This is a genomic window from Mycobacterium asiaticum (genome assembly GCF_001673365.1).
Taxonomy (GTDB): domain Bacteria; phylum Actinomycetota; class Actinomycetes; order Mycobacteriales; family Mycobacteriaceae; genus Mycobacterium; species Mycobacterium asiaticum_A.
The window spans coordinates 1-22,890 of the sequence record NZ_LZLS01000003.1 but is presented as its reverse complement, the minus strand read 5'-3'; the positions used below and the strand labels follow the sequence as shown (position 1 = coordinate 22,890).

General features: G+C 65.1%; 18 protein-coding genes and 1 pseudogene. 13 read left to right on the top strand and 6 right to left on the bottom strand.

What is annotated here, in order from left to right; translation table 11 throughout:
• The first annotated feature begins 50 nt into the window (after positions 1-50).
• From A5634_RS00305 to A5634_RS00295, 3 genes are all read left to right on the top strand, one after another.
• Positions 51-1,391, top strand: coding sequence for an FAD-binding oxidoreductase (locus A5634_RS00305; protein WP_065142095.1), 1,341 nt, complete (start codon positions 51-53; stop codon positions 1,389-1,391).
• On the top strand, positions 1,391-2,194 hold the full coding sequence (locus A5634_RS00300) for a DAPG hydrolase family protein (protein ID WP_065142094.1): 804 nt from the start codon (positions 1,391-1,393) through the stop codon (positions 2,192-2,194). The genes A5634_RS00305 and A5634_RS00300 overlap by 1 nt, the downstream gene beginning before the upstream one ends.
• A 211-nt stretch (positions 2,195-2,405) precedes the next feature.
• Positions 2,406-3,620 carry a cytochrome P450 gene (locus tag A5634_RS00295; protein WP_065142093.1) on the top strand — a complete coding sequence of 405 codons (1,215 nt, stop codon included), beginning with the start codon at positions 2,406-2,408 and terminating at the stop codon, positions 3,618-3,620.
• Positions 3,621-3,651: 31 nt separating this feature from the next.
• Here A5634_RS00295 and A5634_RS00290 read toward each other — a convergent pair whose 3' ends face one another.
• Positions 3,652-4,098, bottom strand: a complete 447-nt coding sequence (locus A5634_RS00290) for a DUF6941 family protein (protein ID WP_065142092.1) — start codon at positions 4,096-4,098, stop codon at positions 3,652-3,654.
• 100 nt (positions 4,099-4,198) lie between these two features.
• A complete protein-coding gene (locus A5634_RS00285; RefSeq protein ID WP_065142091.1) occupies positions 4,199-6,082 on the bottom strand; it encodes a DUF4407 domain-containing protein in 1,884 nt (627 codons plus the stop codon).
• Positions 6,083-6,315: 233 nt separating this feature from the next.
• Between A5634_RS00285 and A5634_RS00280 the strand changes: the two genes are divergently transcribed.
• Complete coding sequence (locus tag A5634_RS00280; RefSeq protein WP_065142090.1) at positions 6,316-6,879, top strand: hypothetical protein; 564 nt, start codon at positions 6,316-6,318, stop codon at positions 6,877-6,879.
• Positions 6,880-6,889: 10 nt separating this feature from the next.
• Here A5634_RS00280 and A5634_RS00275 read toward each other — a convergent pair whose 3' ends face one another.
• Positions 6,890-8,626, bottom strand: a complete 1,737-nt coding sequence (locus A5634_RS00275) for a molybdopterin-dependent oxidoreductase (RefSeq protein WP_065142223.1) — start codon at positions 8,624-8,626, stop codon at positions 6,890-6,892.
• A 193-nt stretch (positions 8,627-8,819) separates the two neighbouring features.
• On the opposite strand from A5634_RS00275, the gene A5634_RS00270 reads away from it, so the two are divergent.
• Positions 8,820-9,248 (top strand): type II toxin-antitoxin system Rv0910 family toxin, encoded by a 429-nt coding sequence (locus A5634_RS00270; protein WP_216638698.1) that lies wholly within the window; start codon positions 8,820-8,822, stop codon positions 9,246-9,248.
• 12 nt (positions 9,249-9,260) lie between these two features.
• Here the strand turns inward: A5634_RS00270 and A5634_RS00265 are convergent, their stop codons facing one another.
• From A5634_RS00265 to malQ, 3 genes are all read right to left on the bottom strand, one after another.
• Positions 9,261-9,533: a hypothetical protein gene (locus tag A5634_RS00265; RefSeq protein WP_065142089.1), complete on the bottom strand. Its 273-nt coding sequence runs from the start codon at positions 9,531-9,533 to the stop codon at positions 9,261-9,263.
• Between the two features lie 66 nt (positions 9,534-9,599).
• A complete protein-coding gene (locus tag A5634_RS00260; RefSeq protein WP_065142088.1) occupies positions 9,600-10,073 on the bottom strand; it encodes a nuclear transport factor 2 family protein in 474 nt (157 codons plus the stop codon).
• Between the two features lie 4 nt (positions 10,074-10,077).
• Positions 10,078-12,237: a 4-alpha-glucanotransferase gene (malQ, locus tag A5634_RS00255; protein WP_065142087.1), complete on the bottom strand. Its 2,160-nt coding sequence runs from the start codon at positions 12,235-12,237 to the stop codon at positions 10,078-10,080.
• 248 nt (positions 12,238-12,485) lie between these two features.
• On the opposite strand from malQ, the gene eccB reads away from it, so the two are divergent.
• From eccB to A5634_RS00210, 8 genes and pseudogenes are all read left to right on the top strand, one after another.
• Entirely contained in the window at positions 12,486-14,009 is a 1,524-nt protein-coding gene (eccB, locus tag A5634_RS00250) for a type VII secretion protein EccB (RefSeq protein WP_065142086.1), read from the top strand.
• Positions 14,006-18,166, top strand: coding sequence for a type VII secretion protein EccCa (eccCa, locus tag A5634_RS00245; protein WP_065142085.1), 4,161 nt, complete (start codon positions 14,006-14,008; stop codon positions 18,164-18,166). The genes eccB and eccCa overlap by 4 nt, the downstream gene beginning before the upstream one ends.
• Before the next feature lie 523 nt (positions 18,167-18,689).
• Entirely contained in the window at positions 18,690-19,868 is a 1,179-nt protein-coding gene (locus A5634_RS00240; protein ID WP_065142221.1) for a PPE family protein, read from the top strand.
• A gap of 43 nt (positions 19,869-19,911) precedes the next feature.
• Positions 19,912-20,211, top strand: coding sequence for a PE family protein (locus A5634_RS00235; protein ID WP_065142084.1), 300 nt, complete (start codon positions 19,912-19,914; stop codon positions 20,209-20,211).
• A gap of 10 nt (positions 20,212-20,221) precedes the next feature.
• Positions 20,222-21,454, top strand: coding sequence for a PPE family protein (locus A5634_RS00230; protein ID WP_065142083.1), 1,233 nt, complete (start codon positions 20,222-20,224; stop codon positions 21,452-21,454).
• Between the two features lie 360 nt (positions 21,455-21,814).
• Entirely contained in the window at positions 21,815-22,114 is a 300-nt protein-coding gene (locus A5634_RS00225) for a type VII secretion system ESX-5 target PE19 (RefSeq protein ID WP_055579137.1), read from the top strand.
• Positions 22,115-22,430: 316 nt separating this feature from the next.
• Positions 22,431-22,727, top strand: a complete 297-nt coding sequence (locus A5634_RS00215; protein WP_155769267.1) for a WXG100 family type VII secretion target — start codon at positions 22,431-22,433, stop codon at positions 22,725-22,727.
• Between the two features lie 50 nt (positions 22,728-22,777).
• A pseudogene (locus A5634_RS00210) lies at positions 22,778-22,890 on the top strand (type VII secretion protein EsxI); the annotation flags it as partial.

The window sequence follows — 22,890 nt, the reverse complement described above, 5'->3', positions numbered from 1 at the left end:
TCCGCATCGCGGTCTGAGAAGAACCGTAATACGAATCAAAGGAGACGCAGATGAGTGCACTGCCGACGGGGCGGCATTACTTCCGCGGGGACGACGGCTATGAAGAAGCGCGCCGGAGCACTGTTTGGAACCAACGCGTTCCCGAGCGCTACCCGGAAGTGATCGTTGTGGCCGTTGACACCGACGACATCGTCGCCGCCGTCCGGTATGCGAAAGCCAACAAGCTCAACGTCAACATCCGAGCCGGCGGGCACAGCTGGGCGGCCAACCATCTGCGCGAAGGTGCACTCCTGCTAGACGTCCACCGCATCGACCACGCCAGGATCGACGCCGAAAAAGGGACCGCGGTGGTCGGTCCCGGTAAGGGCGGCAGCATCCTGATGGGTGAACTCGAGGCGCAGAACCTGTTCTTTCCGGCCGGCCACTGCAAAGGCGTCTGTGTCGGCGGCTATCTACTGCAGGGCGGCTACGGCTGGAACAGCCGTGTCTACGGCCTGGCGTGCGAGAACGTCATCGGCCTGGACGTGGTAACCGCCGACGGTGAACAGATCCACTGCGACGCAGACAATCACCCCGACCTGTACTGGGCTGCCCGTGGCGCCGGCCCCGGCTTCTTCGCGGTGGTTACGTCCTTCTACCTCAAGCTCTTTCCACGCCCGGGCGCATGCGGCACCAGCGTTTACGTCTACCCGATCGAGTACGCCGACGAGATCTACACCTGGGCTCGCAATGTCAGCTCCGAGGTGGACCGCCGCGTCGAGATGCAGATCGTGGCGGGTCGCAGCGTGCCGAGCATGGGTATCGAAACCCCCTCGATCACGTTCGCCTCACCTGCATTCGCCGACACCGAGAAGGAAGCGCAGGAGGCCCTCGCGATATTCGGCACCGTTCCGGTGCTGGATAAGGCGCTCGTCTCGGTTCCCTACATGCCCACGGACATGCCCACCTGGTACACCGCCGTGATGAGCAACTACCTGGAGGACTACCGCTACAGCGCGGACAACATGTGGACCGGCGCGTCGGCCGAGGAACTGTTGCCCGGAATCCGCAACATCATCGACACCATCCCGGATCATCCGTCGCACTTCCTGTGGCTGAACTGGGGACCGTCACCGCAGCGCCCCGACATGGCGTACAGCATCGAAGACGAGATCTACCTGGCGCTGTACGGGGCGTGGAAAGACTCAGCGGAGGACGCCAAGTACGGCGACTGGGCGCGTTCGAACATGGCCGCCATGTCGCACCTGGCCACCGGTATCCAACTCGCCGACGAAAACCTCGGCCAACGTCCGGCACGGTTCGCCAGCGACGCGGCCATGGCCAAGCTGGATCAGGTGCGCGCCCAATACGATCCCGACGGCCTCTTCAACAGCTGGATGGGAAGACTCTGATGGCCACTGACCTCTACCTCGGCTACCGCGGCGGCGACGCCGACACACCGTGGGGCAAGTACTTCAAACCCGAAATGGCGGCGCTGCCAAGGCATGTCGTCGAAGCGCTGGAGCATGGCACCCAGGCCGAGCCAACGCTGCTGGGGTTCGCCGACGCGGCCAGCGTCGCCGATGAGGGTTATCAACAGACCGAGAACGGCTTCGGCGTGCTCGAAGACGGCAGCTACCAAGTCTCGGTGCGTACCGATATGCCCGGTGTCACGCCCGGCATGTGGGCCTGGTGGTTCGGTTGGCACGGCAGTGACAGCCGTCGCTACAAGCTGTGGCATCCCCGTGCGCATCTGTCCGCCGCATGGAAGGACGGTAACGACGCCAGCGGCGCGTCACGCTACATCGGCCGGTGGTCGATGATCAACGAGTACATCGGCTCTTCAATGCTCAGTGCCGCAATACAATTCGTCGAACCTGCCGTCATGGGGTTGCCGCCCGATTCCGATGACGCCGTGGCAGTCTGCGCGCGACTGGGATCCGGCGACGCACCCGTGGATGTCGGATGGTTCATCCATCACATCCGCTCCACCCGGGCTGGGTCGGAGATGCGGTCGCGATTCTGGATGGGCGGCTCGCACATCGCGGTGCGCAAAGCTCCCGGCGTCGCCTCAAAGGCGGTGCGCCCCATAGCTTCCCGAATACTCGGTAACGCCGAGTCCAGTGGACGGAATCTACTGGTGCACTGTGCGCAGGAAATGAACCACTTGGCCGGCTTTCTGCCCGAACTCTACGAGAGGTTCGGCAATGAGTAGCGCAGTGCGCATCCGGGAGCAGGACATCTAGCGGGGCGAGATCACGCTTCGCGTAATTCTTAGTGCTGAGACGAAAGACGGATTGCGTCTCAGCATAGTGCCAGGTCCCGGCACGCTCTTGAGACGTGTCTAGCGGTTCTCTCACGCATCCGGATTTCAACTTCGCGTCGTCCCATTGACCTGGTAGCCGTCAAGCGATGAGCCTGAAGCGATGACCCTGGTGCACGATCCCATCGAGTTGTTCGGTGTCGAGTCCATGCAGGACCCCTACCCGCTGTATGAGCGGATGCGCGCCGCCGGCCCCGTCCACCGAGTAGGAGAATCCGCGTTCTACGCGGTGTGCGGGTGGGATGCCGTCAACGAAGCGATCACCCGTACCGAAGACTTCTCGTCGAACCTGACCGCAACCATGATGTACACCGCCGAGGGCACCGTTGTGCCGTTCGAGATGGATCGACTCGGCGGACCCACCCATGTACTGGCCACGGCGGACGACCCCAGTCACGCGCTACACCGCAAGCTACTGGTGCGCTACCTGGCGGCCAAGCGAATTCGCGCCATCGAACACTTCGCCACCCGGACCGCAGAACGGGTATGGACCACCGGCATCGACGCCGGCCGGATCGAATGGATGGGCGCCCTGGCCAATCGACTCCCGATGATGGTGGTTGCCGAACTGCTCGGACTGCCCGATCCGGACATCGATCAACTGGTGCAATGGGGTTGCGCGGCAACCCAAATGCTGGAAGGCCTGGCCGATCAGGCGCAGCTCGCCGCCGCGGGGGTCGCGGTGATGGAACTCAGCGGCTACGTCACCGAGCAGTTCACCCGCGCGGCCGCCGAACCGCGGGACAATCTGCTCGGCGAGCTGGCAAGTGCTTGTGCCGCCGGCGAACTCGACAACCTCACCGCCCAGGTCATGATGATTACGTTGTTCGCGGCCGGCGGCGAGTCGACCGCGTCATTGTTGGGCAGCGCCGCCTACATCCTGGCGCTGCGGCCCGATATTCAACGTCAGGTTCGTGACCATCCCGACTTGCTTGGCGCGTTCATCGAGGAGACGCTGCGCTACGAGGCGCCGTTCCGAGGCCACTACCGACACGTTGTGCGCGACACCACGTTGGGCGGGGTCGACCTACCCGCGCACTCTCGCCTCCTGCTGTTGTGGGGAGCCGCGAACCGGGATCCCGAGCACGTCGAAGCGCCCAACGAGTTCCGGCTCGACCGTGGCCAAGGCAAAAGCCATCTGAGTTTTGGGCGCGGCGCGCACTTCTGCGTCGGCGCCGCCCTGGCCCGCATGGAGGCCCAGATCGTACTGGGACTGTTGCTCGACCGAACCACGCAATTCGACGCGGTCGACGTCGGACGATGGCTGCCCAGCCTGCTGGTGCGCCGTCTAGAGCGCCTCGAACTAAGCGTCAACTAACCGGCCGCGCAACAACTTTCATATCGGCGCGCTACGCCGGCGTCGGTGGGGTCCCACCGGCGGACACGATGAAGGCCTCGACAGCCGTAGCCTGCTCGAAGCCGTCTACCTCCACTCGCCACTCGTAGATGCCCGGTTCCAGCGGAATACCGCCCGGGATGTTGAGGGTGAGTGGCATCCGGACAGCGGTGCCGTGGATGGCACCCGGCAGCCGTCCCGCCTCGGCGGCCGCCTCGAACAGAATTCGTTGCGGGCCTTGCGGCCCGGGCACCATCACCAACTCGCCGTCGGTAGTCAGCAGCTGGCAGGTGAGCTTGTGCTGCTTGTTGGTTTCGTCCCAATCGATATCCAGGAAAATCACCAGAGCAAAAGGGGGCGTTGGTGTTTGACACTGTCGCCAGCCCAGCCCGAGCGTGTGGACCTTGCCGGACTGAACGTCAGCCTGGGCCGCGTCCGCGAGAAACAGACTGACCTTCATGCGGCGGCCGGAGTCGTGGACGAAGTCGCCCGGATGACCGTCAGTTGCTGCCCTACGATTGTTGCCGTCACGAGGTCCACCTGCGTTAGGCTACTGCACCCTATTTGCCGGGCGGCAGCTGGCGCGGACCCTCTGGGGCGCGCAGTTCACGAGGCCCCTGCCGCTCGGCCAACTCCCGACGACCCTCGTGCGCCGAGGACCCGACGGACAGACCTGCCAGATCCGGCGGCGGTGTCTGACCCAACGACGCCTGGCTTCCCTCGCCGCCGAGGGAACCATAGTTGGCGGCACCATAGTTGGCGGCAGAGTGCGGGTGCGCGGCGTGACCGCGCGTCGAATCGATCCGGTTGGGGCCGCCCGGGACTGGCCCACCCGGAGCCTCCACGGCCGGCAGCGGCTGCTGCTGCGTGCGGGCTGGTTCAGAACTCTCGGAATCGACCGTCACCTTGCGAGTGCGCTTGAGCGAGAACGCAATTTCCTCGACCTCTTCGAACACCTGCCGCGCGGAACGCAGTGGCGCGGTGGTGTTGTCGATCACGCGCGCCACGAACGGCGGCACCAGCGGGCGAATCCACCGGGCGGCCGCCTTGGTGGCATCCGGAATCGACGGAATCAGCGGCGTGCCCCGATTGGTGGCGGGTTCCTGGTAGTGCTCCAGCGTCGGCGCGTCAGGCTGGACGGGTGCCGGCAGGTTCTCGGGAACATGGGCCGGAGCGGCAGGCAGTTCGGCTTGATCAGTGCGGCGGGCGCGGCTGGCGGCCTCGGCCTCCGCGGCAATCGGCAAGTACATGTCTTCCTCTACTAGCTCGGACACTGGCTCGGACACTAGCTCGGTCACTGGCTCGAAGGTACGTTCCGACGTGGCGTGCACCGGCGCGTCAAGTGCCTCGACGACTCGGCGGCGATGGTGCTCGCGGTCGATCTCGGCCTGCGCCTCGATGGCGAGGCGCGTCTGGACGAGTTGATGCTCAGCCCACATGATTTCGGCGGCGCGGCGGACTTCGGCCCGCTTGACCGCGATCGCGGTATCGGCGTCCAGCTCGGCGCGCTCGCGCTCGGCGTGCGCCGCCGCATGCCGATCGTGGGTTGTTTCGCCACGCCACATCCGCAGAATCAGGGGCAGCAGATACAGCAGCGCAAAAAACGCGATTGTCAGGATGCGCAGGGCCAACGCGCCCGGGCTGGCAAGCGTCAAGTCATTCATGGCCACCCAGCGCGCACCCAGGCCGTTGCCGGCGTTGGCAACCACCGCGCTGCGTGCGTCGGCCAGGGAGTTCTCCTCATGCGAGATCGCGGCGTCCCGCTCGGGCGCCTGCCGGTCGCGGGTGGCCAGCGCGTTACCCAACTCACGTTGCGCGTCGGCGAGCAACTCGTTGGCCGTTCGGGCTTCGGGTCCGCGACCGGGAATGCCGGTAATGCGGGTCTGTGGGCAGGCCGGGGAGGGGTTGTACTCGCAGCGGGCCACCACCAGGGCGTTGTCCAGCTGCCCGCGCGCTTGTTCGACGGCGGTATCCAACGCCGAGCGTGACGCTCGCGCCTGTTGTAACGAGGCCGTCGCCTGCGCCACCGCCGGAGCCGTGTCCGCGGTGCGCAAGGCTTTTTCCTCGAGCCGGTGGTCGACCGCGCCGGAAAACATCACGAGCGCGGCGAGCTCACCGACGACCACGCCCACGGCTACCGCGACGGCGGCGCGACCGGCAAGGCCCCGCCAATCCAGGTCCGGCCCACCGGCGATGCCTCGCGTGACGGCACCCACCAATAGACCGAAGACAAGCGTCAGCGCGACAATCGCCCACATAGGCATCGTGGGCATCGCCGCGCCTACCGACGACCCGACGGCCAACGCAGCCACCAGCCAGGCCAACGCGGCACCGAGCAACACCGGGGCCCGCGTGATGGCCCTCTTCGTGATGGCCCGCGTAACGGGCGGCTCGTCGCTTCGCGAGACCCCCGAGCGCTGCTGAGTTGATTCGTGCACGCCCATCAGACTTCAAACACCTCCAACGTTCCAGGGTGGCAGGCCCTCGCGCGACACACCGAATCAAACGGGCCGCTTGTGGCCTTGTTCACAGCGGTGGCGCAGATCACAACGCAGCTCTCCGTGCAGGTCCCAAACGTGTGACGGTCCCGGTCACACCCGGTCACGCGGGGCGAATTGCTGCGACTCGTGCGGATCAGCGACCCAGAGAGCGCGCGACATGAGACGGTATAAATCTTATGGAAAACCATGCCTTCTACAGCTACGAAGAGTTCGGTCGCAAGTTTTTCGAGGTTGCCGTAACGCCCGACCGGGTCGCTGCCGCATTGGCCGATATCGCGGGCAGTGAGTTCGCCATGGAACCCATCGCGCAAGGGCCGGGCGGGATCGCCAAGGTGAGCGCCAAAGTCAAGATTCAAGAGCCCCGAGTCACCCGCAAGCTCGGCGATCTGATCACTTTCGTCATCCACATTCCGCTGTCCATCGACCTGCTTCTCGACCTACGGCTGGACAAGCAGCGCTTCGTGGTAGCCGGCGACATTGCGCTGCGTGCCACAGCGCGGGCAGCCGACCCACTGCTGATCATCGTCGACGTCTCCAAGCCGAGGCCGTCCGACATCACCGTCAACGTGTCGTCCACGTCGATCCGCGGCGAAGTGCTGCGCATCCTGGCCGGGGTGGACGGGGAGATCCGACGGTTTATCGCTCAGTACGTCAGGGAAGAGATCGACTCACCGCAGTCGCAGGCCGCGCAGGTCATCGACATAGCTACCCAGGTGGAATCCGCCTGGCCAGGCGCCTAGCGCGCAAGCGCTAGAGCGTCTGGTGACGGCCGAAGAACTTGTGGTCTTCGCTGTAGCCGCCGTAGCCACTTCCGATCTCGGAGTAGTCGGCGACGAACTCAATACCTTTGATCCACTTCACCTGCTTAAAGCCGTGCTGCAACTCGTTGCGTAGACGCAACGGTCTGCCATGCAGGTAAGGGAGCGGCTCGCCGTTCATGTTGTAGGCCAGCATGCTCATGTGATGTGTCATCTGCTCGAGCGGGTGCGCGTTGTAGTAGATGCCGCCGGTGGCGCCGAGTCCCATCGAGTAGAAGACCACCCATTTCGCCTCGGGCAGCGGTTTGACGATGTCGATGATCGTCTGCATCGACACCCCGCCCCACTTGGCAACACCCGACCAGGCCTGGATGCAGAAGTGCTGGGTGATCTGGTCGTGGTAGGGCAACGCATGCAGATCGTCGAGCGAGAAAGCCGTCGGATTCTCAACGAGGCCGTAGACCCGTAGCCGCCAATCCTTGAAGTCGTCCTTCTCCAGCTCCTTGTATTCGACGGTCTCCGGCAGCCGGCCGTTCCGCCAGTGATAGGGCGAAATGTCTTTCTCGGTGAAGGCACCGGGCTTGGGGTTAAGCCGCTCCAGCGCCCGCTGGAACGGGCCCACCAGCGCGTTGCCGACTCGCTGCACCACGCGCGGATGGCGAATGGTGAACGGCGTCGCGGCGACCCATGCGACCGCCACGACCACCATGGCCACGCAGAACACCCCGAAGCCCACCCAGCTGTTGTCGTCGCGGGCGGCGAACATGTGGTTGAGGTTGCGCAGTGCCTCAGTCGCGAAAACCATCGTGACGTGGGTGAGGATGAAGAACAGGAAGTACACCAACACCAGGAAGTGCAGCGACCGGGCGTGCTGGATGCTCAGCCGTTTGCTGAGCCAGTGCACCCGCTGCGACAACGCCGGTGACATGCCGAGCCCGGTGATCAGGGCGGCCGGGGCGGCAATAAACACCGTGGTGAAGTAGGTGATCAACTGCAGGCCGTTGTAGGCAACCCAACCGTTGTCGGCCGGCCAATTAAGCGACAGGTACTGAATCGCCACCGATGCGGCGTTGGGAAATACGTCCCAGCTCGTCGGCACCAGGTGCCGCCACTGGCCGGTGGTGAACAGCAGCACGTAGAAGACCGCACCGTTGACCAACCACAACACGTCGATGCCGAGGTGCCACCACCGGGCCAGTCCGATGGAGTGCCGGAACCCGGGCAACCCGAATTGTGGTGGGAGAGCAACGGTATCGGCGTTGGCCGTCCACAGCGGGTCGTCGGGGACGGGCGGGCCGACACGCAGCCACTCATCCTTGCCAGGCGTGGCGTTGCGGCTGAAGTAGAGCCGTGGGTGGTCGCAGAGGATCTGAATCCCGGACCGGATGATGAACATCATCATGAAGAGGTTGAAAAAGTGCGTCCAGCCGATCCAGGCGGGGCGTCCGGCGATGCTGGAACTCACGTCAGTCCCTGGGTAGCGACTGATGAACGACTGCACCTCCGGAATGTTGTGCAGCCCTTTGCCGACCGCGATACCGGCGACCATCACGACGAAGCCGATCGGAATCAGCCACAGCAGGTTGAACCACTTGTCCCGACCCACGCGCAGGCGCGGGGCGGTTGCCCGCCTGGTCAGATCGAATCCGCCGCCGTACGACTCGACGTCGACGACGTCCTCCGCCTCGTGCACCTCGCTCGCGTAATCGACGCCCAACTGTCGTTCCATCGCATCGGCGTCGAGGGGGGTGGCGGAATCCTTGCTGGTGGTTTTACTCACGATGAGCAAATTTACACCATGTCGACTGTATAAATAGGAAACTGTCCCGATCTGCTTCGGTCACCAGGGACGACCGGGTTTAACCCGCCAAGACAGCGGGGTATGCAAGACCGCAACTCGACGTCGTGAGGAGCGGATTCCGTTGGCCAAAGTAGAGGTGTCGACCACGTCGGACGTGGAACCGGAAGCAGCCTGGAAGTTGGCGTCCGATTTGCAGCGCTTCGACGAGTGGATGACGATCTTCGCCGGTTGGCGTGGCGAGGTCCCGTCGACGATCGAAAAAGGCACCTGCGTCTCGTCGTGCATCCGGGTCAAGGGATTTCGCAACGTGGTGCACTGGGAAGTCACCCAGTACGACGAGCCCAACGCCATCGAACTCAAAGGTCGCGGCCGCGGCGGCATTCGCATCACGGTGGCAATGTCGGTTCAAGATAAGGATCCCGGCTCTGATTTCCATCTGACTGCCGACCTGTCCGGTGGCGTCCTCAGCGGACCGGTGGGACGGCTGGTGGCCAGGGTGTTGCGTTCCGACGTGGAGAAGTCGGTAAACAATCTTGCTGCACTGCGCTGATCTAGCTGGGCTCTAGCTCGGATCGCCGAACCGGACATCCCGTTCCGCGTCTCTAACGCGCCGGCGTTCCATCCCAAGCCACGAAAGCCCCGCGCCGAAGACCAGCATTCCGACACTGCCGGCCACGATGCCCGCGCCCGCTTGCCCCAAGGCGAAGGCCGCCACCGAGATGACGAACGCAAGAACGGCGCCAACTATCACCACCACCTCCGGTGTGCGCTCCGCCCGCTTTTCCAACTCGAGCAGATCGTCGGGACCGAGGGGATCGCGCGCGCTGTCCGCCATGTGTTTCGCCTACCCGAAATGCCTTCTGGACAAACGGGTTCGGTGAATAGTGGACCGGTTGCCGGGCTAGGCGGACGGCGGGTTCCGAAGACGCAATAGGCGCACCGGCCGGGTTTCGATTGCGTCGATGGTCAGGGTTCGGCGGCCGATGCGCCAACCCGCGTCGGTCAATTCATATTCGTCGTCGTAGCGCAGATGCCAGACGTGATCGGTGAATCCGGTGTCCGGATGTTCGCTGAAGTGGTGCGCAATACAGGCGATGCGCCCGCGAGCCGCCCCGGGCTGCCCGCTATCGACCGCGTCATAGACCTCGCCAACGATCGCGTGTTGGGTACGGACGACCTGGGCAACGGCAGCTACCGCCGCGGCGATGGCCTGATGGCCGCGATGGGTGTCGACAGGCTCCAGGCTGGTCGGCGGATGCGGCACCACCAATTCCGCAGACTCAGTGAAAAGCGTTGCTACCAAATCAAATTCGCGGTCGTCAACCCAGGCCGCGTAGCGATGCACCAGGTCGCTGAGTGCGACTCGATCCACCATGATTTCAGGTCGTTTTCGGGGCAGTAATTGCACGCACGGCATCGAGCAACTCAGCGGCGCGAGGATCGGTGAAGACGTCCTCCAACACGACGGGGTTGCCGTCCGGCCCGGACAACGGAACCCGCCAGTTCGGGTATTCGTCGGTGGTACCGGGCTGATTCTGGGTGCGCCGGTCACCGACCGCGTCGGTAAGCGCCACGCCCAACAGGCGCGACGGCGTCCGGCCCAGGTATCGATAGAGGGCCAGAATCAGCCGCTCGGGGCTGTCCTCGCCGTCGTCAAGCAAGCCCACCCGACGCAACTCGGCAAGCCACGCCGCCCGTTCCGTCGCAGCGGAGTCCAACTCCGCCTCGACGGACCGCCCCAGCAGACCCAGCGATTCCCGCAGCCGCACATGGTCGCCGGCCAGGTAGCCGGCCGTCGGCGGCAGGTCGTGGGTGGTGACCGAAGACAGGCAGTACTCCCGCCAGCGTTCGGCGGGCAGCGGACCGCCACCCGCGTCATCCTGCTCGAACCACAGAATCGAGGTGCCGAGCAGTCCGCGCAGTAATAAGTAGTCCCGTACCCATGGTTCGACGGTGCCGAGGTCCTCGCCGACGACGACGGCGCCGGCCCGGTGTGCTTCCAGGGCGACGATCCCGATCATCGCCTCGTGGTCGTAGCGCACATAGGTGCCGTCGGTCGGTGGCGCGCCATCTGGGATCCACCACAGCCGGAACAACCCGATGATGTGGTCGATGCGGACCCCACCGGCGTGCCGCAACACCGTCCGGATCAAAGCGCGGAACGGCCGGTACTCCAGCTCGTCGAGCCGGTCCGGCCGCCACGGCGGCTGGGACCAGTCCTGGCCGAGCTGATTGAACTCGTCCGGGGGCGCACCCGCCGTCACGCCCAGGGCCAGCGCGTCCTGCAGGGCCCATGCGTCCGCTCCGGTCGGATGGACGCCGACAGCGAGGTCATGCATGATCCCCAGCGCCATGCCGGCTCGGACGGCCTGCGACTGCGCCGCTGCGAGCTGTTCGTCCAACTGCCATTGCAGCCAGCGGTGGAAATCGACAGCGGCCGGGTTCTTGGCTGCGAACTCGGCGACGCCGGGGGAGTAGGGATGCCGCAGTGATTTCGGCCACCGACGCCAGTCGACGCCATGCTTCTCGGCCAGCGCGCACCATGTCGCGAAGTCGTCCAGGGCGCGCCCTTCCCGGTTGCGGAACGCGGCATAGGCCAATTCGCGGCCGGCCGACCGCGGCACCCGGTGGATAAGTCGCAGAGCGGCGCGTTTGGCGGTCCAGGCGCTGTCGCGATCGATGCTGTCGAGGCGACCGGCCGCGCGCTGCACCTCCTCGCGCAGTGCCCGCACCCGACCGCGCTTGGGCAACTCGGCAAACTCCGGAATCGCTTCGACCCGCAGATACAACGGATTGACGAAACGCCGCGATGTCGGCAGGTACGGCGATGGTTCCATCGGCACCTTGTGACTCGGTGGTGCCGCGGCGTGGAGCGGGTTGACCAGCACGTAGTCTGCGCCGTGCGCCGAGGCGGACCACAGGGCCAGATCGGCCAGGTCGGTCAGGTCGCCCACGCCCCAGGACTGGCGGGACCGCACGCTGTAGAGCTGGGTGGCCAGCCCCCAGGCGCGGCGGTTCCCCAGCCGGTCCGGCAGACCGAGCCAATCCGGCGTCACGATCAGGGCGGTACTGGTTTGGTAGTCGCCCGATCGCAGGACCAATCGGTGATAGCCCAGCGGCAGGTCGGTCGGCAGTACGAAGCTGGCCTCACCGACCCAGCGTCCATCCAGATCAAAGGGCGGGGTGAAGTTGTCGACCTGCACCGGGCCGCTGTCAGGACCGAAGCGTTGCGTTCCATCCTCGAGCTCCACCCACACCTCGGCCGGAGCGCCGTGCGTCACGTGCACCCAGAATCGCGTCTGGTCACCCGCTCGCCCGACGATGGTGGGCGGCAACGGCCGCGCCCAAAACGCACCAAGGTGCGCCTTGAGCGCGTGGTTGCGGTCGTGCTCGGTGGCTGCGGACACACCAAGGGCAGCGAGAACGGCCACCAATGTGTTCTCGTTGACCTGCACCTCGCGACCACTCCAGTCCTCGTAACTGGTGGCAATACCGAGCCGTCGGGCAAGTTCGACAAGCGAAGGCGCAAGCTCAGTCATGCGCCCATCTTGCGTGCCGTACCCGCCTGCAGACACGTGGGGTGTGCGCGTTCGGTGCGAGGTTGATTGAACAGTCTGTTACTTGCCGCGCCGAGAAGGCCATTCGCAGCTACCATTCCCAGTGAAGATACGGCGAATCGACGGGGGATTCAGCGCGGCCGTCGCCCGCCTGGCGAGGTCAGTGCCGGTGTCCTACGGTTGAGTGCTACAAATCCAGGCGTTTTGACAGATCGAAAGGTGATCGAGGGTTGGCTGAACATAGCCGCGGACAGCGGGGGTCGGGTTACGGCCTCGGATTGTCGACGCGGACCCAGGTAACCGGCTACCAATTCCTGGCCCGCCGCACCGCAATGGCGTTGACCCGTTGGCGGGTGCGCATGGAGATCGAGCCGGGCCGTCGTCAGACGTTGGCGGTGGTTGCCTCGGTGTCGGCCGCCCTGGTCATCTGCCTGGGCGCGTTGCTGTACTCGTTCCTGAGCCCAGCCGGTCAGATCAATGACGCACCGATCATCGCCGACCGCGACTCGGGCGCCCTCTATGTCAAGGTCGGGGACCGGCTGTATCCGGCGCTGAACCTGGCCTCGGCGCGGCTGATCACCGGACGACCCGATAACCCGCATCAGGTTCGGAGTAGTCAGATCGCCAGCATGCCGCACGGGCCGCTGGTCGGTATTCCCGGCGCGCCAACGGAGTTCGCACCCAAGAATCCTCCGGCGTCGTCCTGGCTGGTATGTGACACCGTGGGCGGCGCCTCCGGCGGTGTGGCTTCGATGAGCGGCGTCACCGTGACCGTCATCGACGGCACCCCAGATATGACCGGCCACCGCAAGGTACTGAGCGGATCGGACGCCGTGGTACTCAGTTACGGCGGTAACACCTGGGTGATCCGGGAAGGTCGCCGCTCGAAGATCGACGCCACCGACCGCTCGGTGTTGTTGCCGCTGGGCTTGACGCCCGAGCAAATCAGCCAGGCGCGGCCGATGAGCCACGCGCTGTACGACGCCCTGCCGGTCGGGCCGGAACTGTTGGTTCCCGAGGTCCCCAAGGCGGGTGCCCCGGCAACATTCCCCGGTGCGCCGGGTCCGGTCGGGACGATCCTCGTCACGCCGCAAATTAGTGGGCCGCAACAGTATTCGTTGGTGCTGGAGGACGGTGTGCAGACCCTGCCGCCGCTGGTCGCCCAGATTCTGCAGAACGCCGGCCGGCCGGGCAACACCAAGCCGGTCACCGTCGAGCCGTCCGCTCTGGCCAAGATGCCGGTGGTCAACCGGTTGGACCTGTCCGCGTACCCGAACGACCCGTTGAATGTGATCGACATCCGGGAAAACCCGTCGACCTGCTGGTGGTGGGAACGGACCGACGGCGAGCACCGGGCCCGCGTGCAGGTGGTGTCCGGACCGACCATCCCGATCAAGGCGTCCGAGATGAACAGGGTCGTCAACCTGGTGAAGGCCGACATGAGCGGTCGGGTGGCCGACCAGATCTACTACGGCCCCAACTACTCCAACTTCGTGGCCGTCACCGGCAACAATCCGGGCGCCCAGACCACCGAATCGTTGTGGTGGCTGACCAGCGCCGGCGCGCGATTCGGCGTGGACGACACCAAGGAAGCACGCGAAGCGCTGGGACTGACGTTGCAGCCGAGCCTCGCGCCCTGGGTGGCACTGCGGTTGCTGCCGCAGGGTCCGACGTTGTCGCGTGCGGACGCCCTGGTGGAGCACAACACGCTACCGATGGATATGACCCCTGCAGAGTTGGTGGTACCGAAGTGAAACGTGGTTTTGCACGACCCACACCGGAGAAGCCTCCGGTAATCAAGCCGGAGAACATCGTCCTGCCGACTCCGCTGAGCATCCCGCCGCCGGAAGGCAAGCCCTGGTGGCTGATCGTGGTCGGCGTCGTGGTGATCGGTCTGCTGGGCGGCATGGTCGCCATGACGTTTGCCAGCGGTTCACACGTGTTCGGTGGCGTCGGCTCGATCTTCCCGATCTTCATGGTCGGCGGCATGATGCTGATGATGTTCCGCGGTGTCGGCGGCGGCGGCGCACAGCAGATGAGTCGACCGAAATTGGACGCGATGCGCGCCCAGTTCATGCTGATGCTGGACATGCTGCGCGAGACCGCTCAAGAGTCGGCCGACAGCATGGACGCCAACTACCGCTGGTTCCACCCGGCACCCAACACACTGGCGGCGGCCGTCGGAACCCAGCGAATGTGGGAGCGCAAGCCCGACGGCAAAGACCTCAACTTCGGGGTCGTGCGGGTTGGCGTCGGCATGACTCGCCCCGAGGTGACCTGGGGTGAGCCGCAGAATATGCCCACCGACATCGAGCTGGAGCCGGTCACCGGTAAGGCGCTGCAGGAGTTCGGTCGCTACCAGAGCGTGGTCTACAACCTGCCGAAGATGATCTCGGTGCTGGTTGAACCCTGGTACGCGCTGGTCGGGGACCGCGAGCAGACGCTGGGTCTGATGCGCGCGATCATCTGCCAACTGGCGTTCTCCCACGGGCCCGACCACGTCCGGCTCATCGTCGTCAGTTCGGACCTCGAGGAGTGGGACTGGGTCAAGTGGCTTCCGCACTTCGGTGACTCGCGGCGGACCGACGCCGCGGGCAGCGCCCGGATGGTGTACAGCTCGGTGCGCGAATTCGCCGCCGAACAGGCCGAACTGTTCGCCGGCCGCGGGTCGTTCACGCCCAGGCACGCCAGTTCGTCGGCGCAGACCCCGACGCCGCATCACGTCATCATCGCCGACGTCGACGACCCGCAGTGGGAGTACGTGATCAGCGCCGAGGGCGTCGACGGAGTGACATTCTTCGACCTGACCGGCTCGCCGATGTGGACCGAGGTCCCCGAGCGCAAGCTCGAGTTCGACAAGATCGGCGTTATCGAGGCGCTGCCCCGCGACCGCGACACCTGGATGGTGATTGACGACAAGGCGTGGTTCTTCGCGCTGACCGACCAGATGAGCATCGCCGAAGCCGAAGAGTTCGCCCAGAAGCTGGCGCAGTGGCGCCTGGCGGAGGCTTACGAAGAGATCGGGCAACGGGTTGCCCACATCGGTGCCCGCGACATCTTGGCTTACTACGGCGTAACCGACCCGGCTTCGATCAACTTCGAAGAACTATGGGACAGCCGTACCGACAGCATGGGCCGATCCCGGTTGCGGGTGCCATTCGGGAACCGTTCCGACAATGGCGAGCTGTTGTTCCTGGATATGAAGTCGCTGGACGAGGGCGGCGACGGCCCGCACGGCGTTATGTCGGGTACCACGGGTTCCGGCAAGTCCACGTTGGTGCGAACGGTGATCGAGTCGTTGATGCTCGCTCACCCGCCGGAGGAACTGCAATTCGTGCTGGCCGACCTCAAGGGTGGATCGGCCGTCAAGCCGTTCGCCGGCGTTCCGCACGTCTCACGCATCATCACCGACCTCGAAGAAGACCAGGCGCTGATGGAGCGCTTCCTGGACGCACTGTGGGGCGAGATCGCCCGACGGAAGACGATCTGTGACTCGGCCGGTGTCGACGACGCCAAGGAGTACAACTCGGTTCGAAGCCGGATGCGAGCACGTGGCCAGGACATGGCGCCGTTACCGATGCTCGTGGTGGTCATCGACGAGTTCTACGAGTGGTTCCGGATCATGCCGACCGCCGTCGACGTGCTCGACTCGATCGGTCGGCAGGGACGTGCCTATTGGATTCACCTGATGATGGCCTCGCAGACCATCGAGAGCCGAGCCGAAAAGCTCATGGAAAACATGGGTTACCGGCTCGTGCTGAAGGCACGAACCGCGGGCGCCGCGCAGGCCGCCGGTGTTCCCAACGCGGTCAACCTGCCCGCTCAGGCCGGTCTGGGTTACTTCCGCAAGAGCCTCGAAGACATCATCCGGTTCCAGGCCGAGTTCTTGTGGCGGGACTACCTGCGCATCTCGAGCGTCGACGGCGACGAAGCCCCGGTGCTGGTGCACAGCATCGATTACGTTCGCCCGCAACTGTTTACCAACGCGTTCACGCCGCTTGAAGTGAGCGTCGGCGGCCCGAGTGTGGAACCGGCGGCGAGCTACTCCAACGGTGAAGTCGTCGAGGCGGAAAGCGAAGAGGAAGAAGAAGCGATCAGGACGCCGAAGGTCGGCACCGTGATCATCGAGCAGCTGCGCCGGATCAACTTCGAGCCGTACCGGTTGTGGCAACCGCCGCTGACCCAGCCCGTCCCCATCGACGAGCTGGTCAACCGCTTCCTCGGTCGCCCGTGGCACAAGGACTACGGTTCGGCGCGGGATCTGGTGTTCCCGATCGGAATCATCGACCGCCCGTTCAAGCACGACCAGCCGCCATGGACGGTCGACACGTCCGGGCCGGGCTCCAACGTGCTGATTCTGGGCGCCGGTGGTTCGGGAAAGACCACCGCCCTGCAAACCCTGATTTGTGCGGCGGCGTTGACCCACACACCCGAACAGGTGCAGTTCTACTGCCTGGCCTACAGCAGCACCGCGTTGACGACGATCGGTCCGTTGCCGCACGTGGGTGAGGTGGCCGGACCCACCGATCCATACGGTGTGCGCCGGACGGTGGCCGAGTTGCTCGCGCTGGTTCGTGAGCGCAAGCGCAGCTTCCTCGAATACGGCATCGCTTCGATGGAGATGTTCCGACGGCGCAAGTTCGCCGGTGAAGCGGGCCCGGTGCCCAATGACGGGTTCGGCGACGTCTATCTCGTCATCGACAACTACCGGGCGTTGGCCGAGGAAAACGAAGTGTTGATCGAGCAGGTCAACCTGATCATCAACCAGGGCCCGTCGTTCGGTGTGCACGTGATCGTCACCGCCGACCGCGAATCGGAGCTGCGCCCGCCGGTGCGAAGCGGCTTCGGTTCCCGCGTCGAGCTGCGCCTGGCCGCGGTGGAAGACGCCAAGCTGGTGCGCTCTCGATTCGCCAAGGACGTCCCGGTCAAGCCGGGTCGCGGCATGGTGGCGGTCAACTACGTGCGACTGGACAGCGACCCGCAGGCCGGTCTGCACACGCTGATTGCCCGGCCCGCTCTGGCCAACACCGCCGAGACGGTGTTCGAGAGCGACAGCATCGTCGCGGCGGTCAGCCGGATGACCACGGCGGTGGCCCCGCCGGTGCGTCGGCTGCCGGCCCGCTTCGGTGTGGACCAGGTCCGCGAGTTGGCCGCCCGGGACGCCCGTCAGGGCGTCGGTGCGGGTGGAATCGCTTGGGCGATTTCGGAATTGGACCTGCAGCCGGTCTACCTCAACTTCGCCGAGAACTCACACCTGATGGTCACCGGGCGACGCGAATGTGGTCGTACCACCACGTTGGCCACGATCATGTCCGAGATCGGACGGCTTTACGCGCCGGGCTCGAGTAGCGCGCCGCCGCCGCCAGCCGGACGGAAGTCTGCGCAGGTGTGGCTCATCGACCCGCGGCGTCAGCTGCTGACCATGCTGGGTTCGGAGTATGTGGAGAAGTTCGCCTACAACCTCGACGGCGTGGTCGCGATGATGGGTGAGCTGGCCGCGGCGTTGGCGGGCCGGGAACCGCCGCCTGGTCTGTCCGCCGAGGAACTGCTGTCGCGGTCCTGGTGGAGCGGTCCGGAGATCTTCTTGATCGTCGACGATATCCAGCAGCTGCCGCCGGGCTTCGATTCGCCTTTGCACAAGGCTGTTCCGTTCGTGAACCGGGCCGCCGACGTCGGTTTGCACGTGATCGTCACCCGTACCTTCGGTGGTTGGTCGTCGGCGGGCAGCGACCCGATGCTGCGGGCGTTGCATCAGGCCAATGCGCCGTTGTTGGTGATGGACGCCGACCCGGACGAGGGGTTCATTCGCGGCAAGATGAAGGGCGGCCCGCTGCCCCGTGGTCGAGGCCTGCTGATGGCCGAGGACACCGGCATCTTCGTGCAGGTTGCGGCCACCGAGGTGCGCCGGTAACCGACGTTCTCTCAGGGAAGCACACTGCCGCCGCGTCGATTGACGTGGCGGCAGTGTCTTTTCGCGCTTGCCAGCATTTCTATGAAGCCGCATATAAATGCGGCGTAGCTGGCCTGGACATAGCGACTTCATAGAACTGTGATAGGCGCCGTGGCGCGCTATCCGGCAACCCAATATGGTGCGTTTCCGCAGGTAGCACGTATGAGGCTCAACGAGTCGTTTAACTCCAGCTGAACAATGGTTTGCGGGTAATGAATTGTTGGCGTCATCGGCGGCTCTGCCACGATCGACAATCTAATGTGTTTCATATGCGGCGGTTCCAGATCGAACCAACGAGCAGCTGACAGTGCTATTATTCCGACCTTTTGTCGAGGCCGAGGGCGGGAGGCCCCGGCGAAGAACTACCAAGGCGACCCACACGGGGCCTCATTCGGGGCCTCATGGGGGGCCTTATGCCAGGCCCAACGGCGGGCGTGCCGCAAACCACATCGGCAACGCGATCGCGGCCGGCTGAGGAGGGGTGGTGTTCGACTTCGGGGCGTTACCACCCGAAATCAATTCGGGGCGGATGTATGCCGGCCCTGGACCGGGTCCCATGCTGGCGGCCGCGGCGGGCTGGGATGGATTGGCTGCCGAATTAGGCACGGCGGCAACAGGATACGGCTCGGTGATCAGCGAACTGACCGGCTCCCCGTGGGTGGGACCGGCGTCGGCGTCGATGGTCGCCGCGGCTGCGCCGTACGTGGCGTGGATGAGCGCCACCGCCGAGCAGGCCGAGCAGGCCGCGACGCAGGCTCGGGCAGCCGCCGCCGCCTACGATGTCGCATTCGCCATGACCGTGCCGCCACCGGTGATCGCGGCCAACCGGGCACTGCTGGCGACACTGATTGCGACGAACTTCTTCGGTCAGAACACACCGGCGATTGCGGCCACCGAGGCACACTACGGCGAGATGTGGGCGCAGGATGCGGTCGCGATGTACGGCTATGCCGCTTCTTCCGCTACCGCGGCAGCGCTGGATCCATTCAATTCACCACCGCTCACCGCCAACACCGAGGCGATCACCACGCAGGCGGAGGCGGTCGGCCAGGCCCTCGCTGCCCCGGTAGGAAATGCCGCCGCGTCCGTCGCGCCGACGCTGGCGGTGGCCTCGTTGCTCAGCGCACCGGGGTTGGGATTCTCGATCACACCGTCGTCGGTGACCCTTCCGTCGTGGTTCCTGGGTCCGACCGGCCTGATCGCGACGATATTCGGCGATTCCACCAATATCTGGAACTCGGTGACGAACTATCCGTACTTCGCATTGGGTTCGGTGAACTCGCTCATCTCGTGGGGCGGCGGCTTATTGCCCGGCGCCCCCGCGCCCAACCCGGCACTGGGCGGCGCTCTGACGCCGCCAGGTGCGATCGGCGCCTGGGGGACACCGGTTTCCGCCGGATGGGGCCAGGCCGGCACGATCGGCAAATTGTCGGTGCCGCCCGTCTGGGCCGCGAACACCGTCTCTGCGGTGAGCCCGTTGCCGTCGACACCCGCCGGGTTCGACGGCGTGGGCGCCGCGACGTCACCAGGGGCCAAAGCAACCACCAATGGCGTGCTGAGCGGACTGCCCGCCAGTGGCGTCGGTCGCCGCGCCGCCACCGGATACGCCAACAAGTACGGCTTCAAGTACAACGTGCTGACCCGCTCACCGTCTGCGGGTTAGTCATGAAAACCATTGACCCGCAAAGCTATCGAGGAGGACCCAGATGTCGTACGTGACCACGCAACCCGAGGCGCTGTCGTCGGCGGCGGCCAGCTTGCAAGGTATCGGCGCTGCGGTAGCCGCTCAGAACGCTGCGTCCGCAGCGCCTACCACCGGGGTGGTTCCGGCGGCGGCCGACGAGGTGTCCGCCCTGACCGCGGCCCAGTTCGCCGCGCACGCCCAGATGTATCAGGCAGTGAGCGCGCAAGCCGCGGCGATCCACGACATGTTCGTCAACACATTGGCCACCAGCGCTGGATCGTATGCAGCCACCGAGGCCGCCAATGCGGCCGCGAGCAGATAGGGATCACGTCATGGATTTCGGCTCATTACCGCCGGAGATCAATTCAATGCTGATGTATTCCGGTCCCGGGTCAGCACCGATGGTGGCCGCGGCTTCGGCATGGAACGCGTTGGCCGCGGAACTGAATGCATCGGCTGTGGGCTACGAGAAGGTGGTCACCGGTCTGGCCAGCGAGGAATGGATGGGTCCGGCGTCGGCCTCGATGGCCGAGGCTTTCACGCCCTACGTGGCCTGGATGAACACCACCGCCACGCAGGCCGAACAGGCGGCAGGCCAAGCCACCGCCGCCGCGGCGGCATACGAAAATGCTTTCGCCGCAACGGTTCCCCCGCAATTGGTGGCACTCAACCGCGCCGAGTTGGCCCAAGCCATGGCGACCAACATCTTCGGTCAGAACAACAACGTCATCGCCGTACTAGAGGCGCAGTACGGTGAAATGTGGGCCCAAGATGCGGCGGCCATGTATCAGTACGCGGCGTCGTCGGCATCCGCGGCGAAGGTCACCCCGTTCGCCACGCCACCCCAGACGGTCAGTCCGGCCGCCGCTGCCATCCAAGGCACCGCGGTCGGTCAAGCCGCCGCAACGTCGGCGGGTTCTGCGCAACAAACCCTGACCCAGATGCTCAGCGGTATCCAGGCTCAGCTATCCGGTCTGGCATCGCCGGGAAACGTGGCGCTCCTGGGGTTGAATCCGACCAGCGAGTCATTGACCGGTATCGCCTTCAACCCGAACAGCGTCATTGGATCGGCGCTTAACGGCATCGGTGGCAGCAGCACGATTAACCCGCAGTGGCTGATTACGGCATTCAGGAACTTCGCCGGTCCCGCATACAACATCGAAGGCCTGCCGTACTTCTCTACCGGTATGGCCAACACAATGCTCTCGCTCAGCAAGGGCCTGGCACCGGCAGCTTCGTCGGCTGCGGCCAACGCAGCACACGGCCTGGCTGGACTGGGCGGTTTGCTCGGCGGCGGCCCCGGCGTGACCGCGGGAATGGGCCAGGCGGCATCGCTGGGCAAGCTATCGGTGCCAGCCGCCGCCAATATCGGAGCCATCGGACCCGGCGCTGTTAGCCACGCCGCCCCCATCCCGATCAGCACCGTCAGCGCGGTACCGGAAGCTAGCGGAAACCTGCTGGGCGGTATGCCCCTGGGTGGCCTCGGCCAGGGTAGCGCCGCCGCGGTGGGCCAAAAGTACGGATTCCGCCCTACCGTGATGTCCCGACCGCCATTCGCCGGTTAACCGGACCGCAGCGGCGATGGACCCAACGCGAACGGTTTTGCCAGTCCGGCCCGGCGCCACCGGCAGCAGGCAGAACCGGCCCCTTTTTGGCCGCCCAATTTCGGCCCAGTTCCGCGCATCGGCAAAAGCCCAGGTCAGCTTGGTTTGCAAGCGAGAAACCTTAAAGGTTTCCGTGGACTGTCTCCAGCACGCTCCGAACCTGGTCAGGCGCTGTTACTGTGTCGTTACAGCAGGTCTATTCGTATTGCCGTCTAGTGAACAAATCCCTACGGGGCGGCGTCGAAGGCGACCTGGCGCCGAGCAGTCATCTACTCTCGTCCAGAGAGTGGTTGCTGGGGATGAATTTAGGGAGGAACACCCATGTCGTTCGTGACAACACAGCCGGAAGCTTTGGCCGCTGCCGCCGGGAACCTGCAGGGCATCGGCACCACTATGAGCGCTCAAAACGCCGCCGCAGCCGCGCCGACTACTGGTGTAGTGCCCGCGGCCGCCGACGAGGTGTCGGCGCTGACTGCAGCCCAATTCGCCGCGCACGCCCAGATGTATCAGGCCGTCAGCGCGCAAGCCGCTGCGATTCACGAGATGTTCGTGAACACGTTGTCGACCAGTTCCGGCTCGTACGCCGCGACCGAAGCCGCCAACGCGGCGGCCGCCGGCTAGCGGGCCTGGCCATTTCAGGTTTGGGGTCGGATTAGCTATGGACATGCGTTCCAAGGCAATCTCCCATCAGGCGGTGATTTCGGGGTTGGACGGCCGGTCGGGGCCGTCGCTTCCGGATCACCTGCATCCGCCGTCAACCCGTACAACGGCGTTCGGGTTCGACACCTTTCCGACCGTGAAGCACCCGGTGGCCGCCGGCCGACCGAAAGGGGAAAATCGCTAGCTCTACCGGTCGGCGGATACGTCCGCGTGCAGCCGATCGGCCATCGTGTTTCTTTTCCAACAGCTGATTCAAGTACTGACAAGGAGAAATCAGGTGACTTCACGTTTCATGACTGACCCGCACGCAATGCGGGCAATGGCTGGGCGCTTCGAGACCCACGCTCAGACCGTCGAGGACGAGGCCCGTCGCATGTGGGCGTCCTCGCAGAACATCTCGGGCGCCGGCTGGAGCGGTCTGGCCTCGGCCACCTCGCTGGACACCATGGGCCAGATGAACACCGCATTCCGCAACATCGTCAACATGCTGCACGGGGTGCGCGACGGGCTGGTTCGCGACGCGAACAACTACGAGCAGCAAGAGCAGGCCTCCCAGCAGATCCTCAGCAGCTAGCCGCCAAAGCACTGGCTGGTTACGCTTTCTTACGTTAGGAGAACAACGTCATGACCATTAACTACCAGTTCGGGGACGTTGACGCGCACGGTGCGCTGATCCGCGCCCAGGCCGCCAACTTGGAGGCCGAGCACCAGGCCATCGTTCGCGATGTGCTGGCTGC

Coding starts and splice junctions, on each gene's coding strand:
- A5634_RS00305 (WP_065142095.1), top strand. CDS start 51: ATGAGTGCACTGCCGACGGGGCGGCATTACTTCCGCGGGGACGACGGC.
- A5634_RS00300 (WP_065142094.1), top strand. CDS start 1,391: ATGGCCACTGACCTCTACCTCGGCTACCGCGGCGGCGACGCCGACACA.
- A5634_RS00295 (WP_065142093.1), top strand. CDS start 2,406: ATGACCCTGGTGCACGATCCCATCGAGTTGTTCGGTGTCGAGTCCATG.
- A5634_RS00290 (WP_065142092.1), bottom strand. CDS start 4,098: ATGAAGGTCAGTCTGTTTCTCGCGGACGCGGCCCAGGCTGACGTTCAG.
- A5634_RS00285 (WP_065142091.1), bottom strand. CDS start 6,082: ATGGGCGTGCACGAATCAACTCAGCAGCGCTCGGGGGTCTCGCGAAGC.
- A5634_RS00280 (WP_065142090.1), top strand. CDS start 6,316: ATGGAAAACCATGCCTTCTACAGCTACGAAGAGTTCGGTCGCAAGTTT.
- A5634_RS00275 (WP_065142223.1), bottom strand. CDS start 8,626: ATGGAACGACAGTTGGGCGTCGATTACGCGAGCGAGGTGCACGAGGCG.
- A5634_RS00265 (WP_065142089.1), bottom strand. CDS start 9,533: ATGGCGGACAGCGCGCGCGATCCCCTCGGTCCCGACGATCTGCTCGAG.
- A5634_RS00260 (WP_065142088.1), bottom strand. CDS start 10,073: ATGGTGGATCGAGTCGCACTCAGCGACCTGGTGCATCGCTACGCGGCC.
- malQ (WP_065142087.1), bottom strand. CDS start 12,237: ATGACTGAGCTTGCGCCTTCGCTTGTCGAACTTGCCCGACGGCTCGGT.
- A5634_RS00235 (WP_065142084.1), top strand. CDS start 19,912: ATGTCGTACGTGACCACGCAACCCGAGGCGCTGTCGTCGGCGGCGGCC.
- A5634_RS00230 (WP_065142083.1), top strand. CDS start 20,222: ATGGATTTCGGCTCATTACCGCCGGAGATCAATTCAATGCTGATGTAT.
- A5634_RS00225 (WP_055579137.1), top strand. CDS start 21,815: ATGTCGTTCGTGACAACACAGCCGGAAGCTTTGGCCGCTGCCGCCGGG.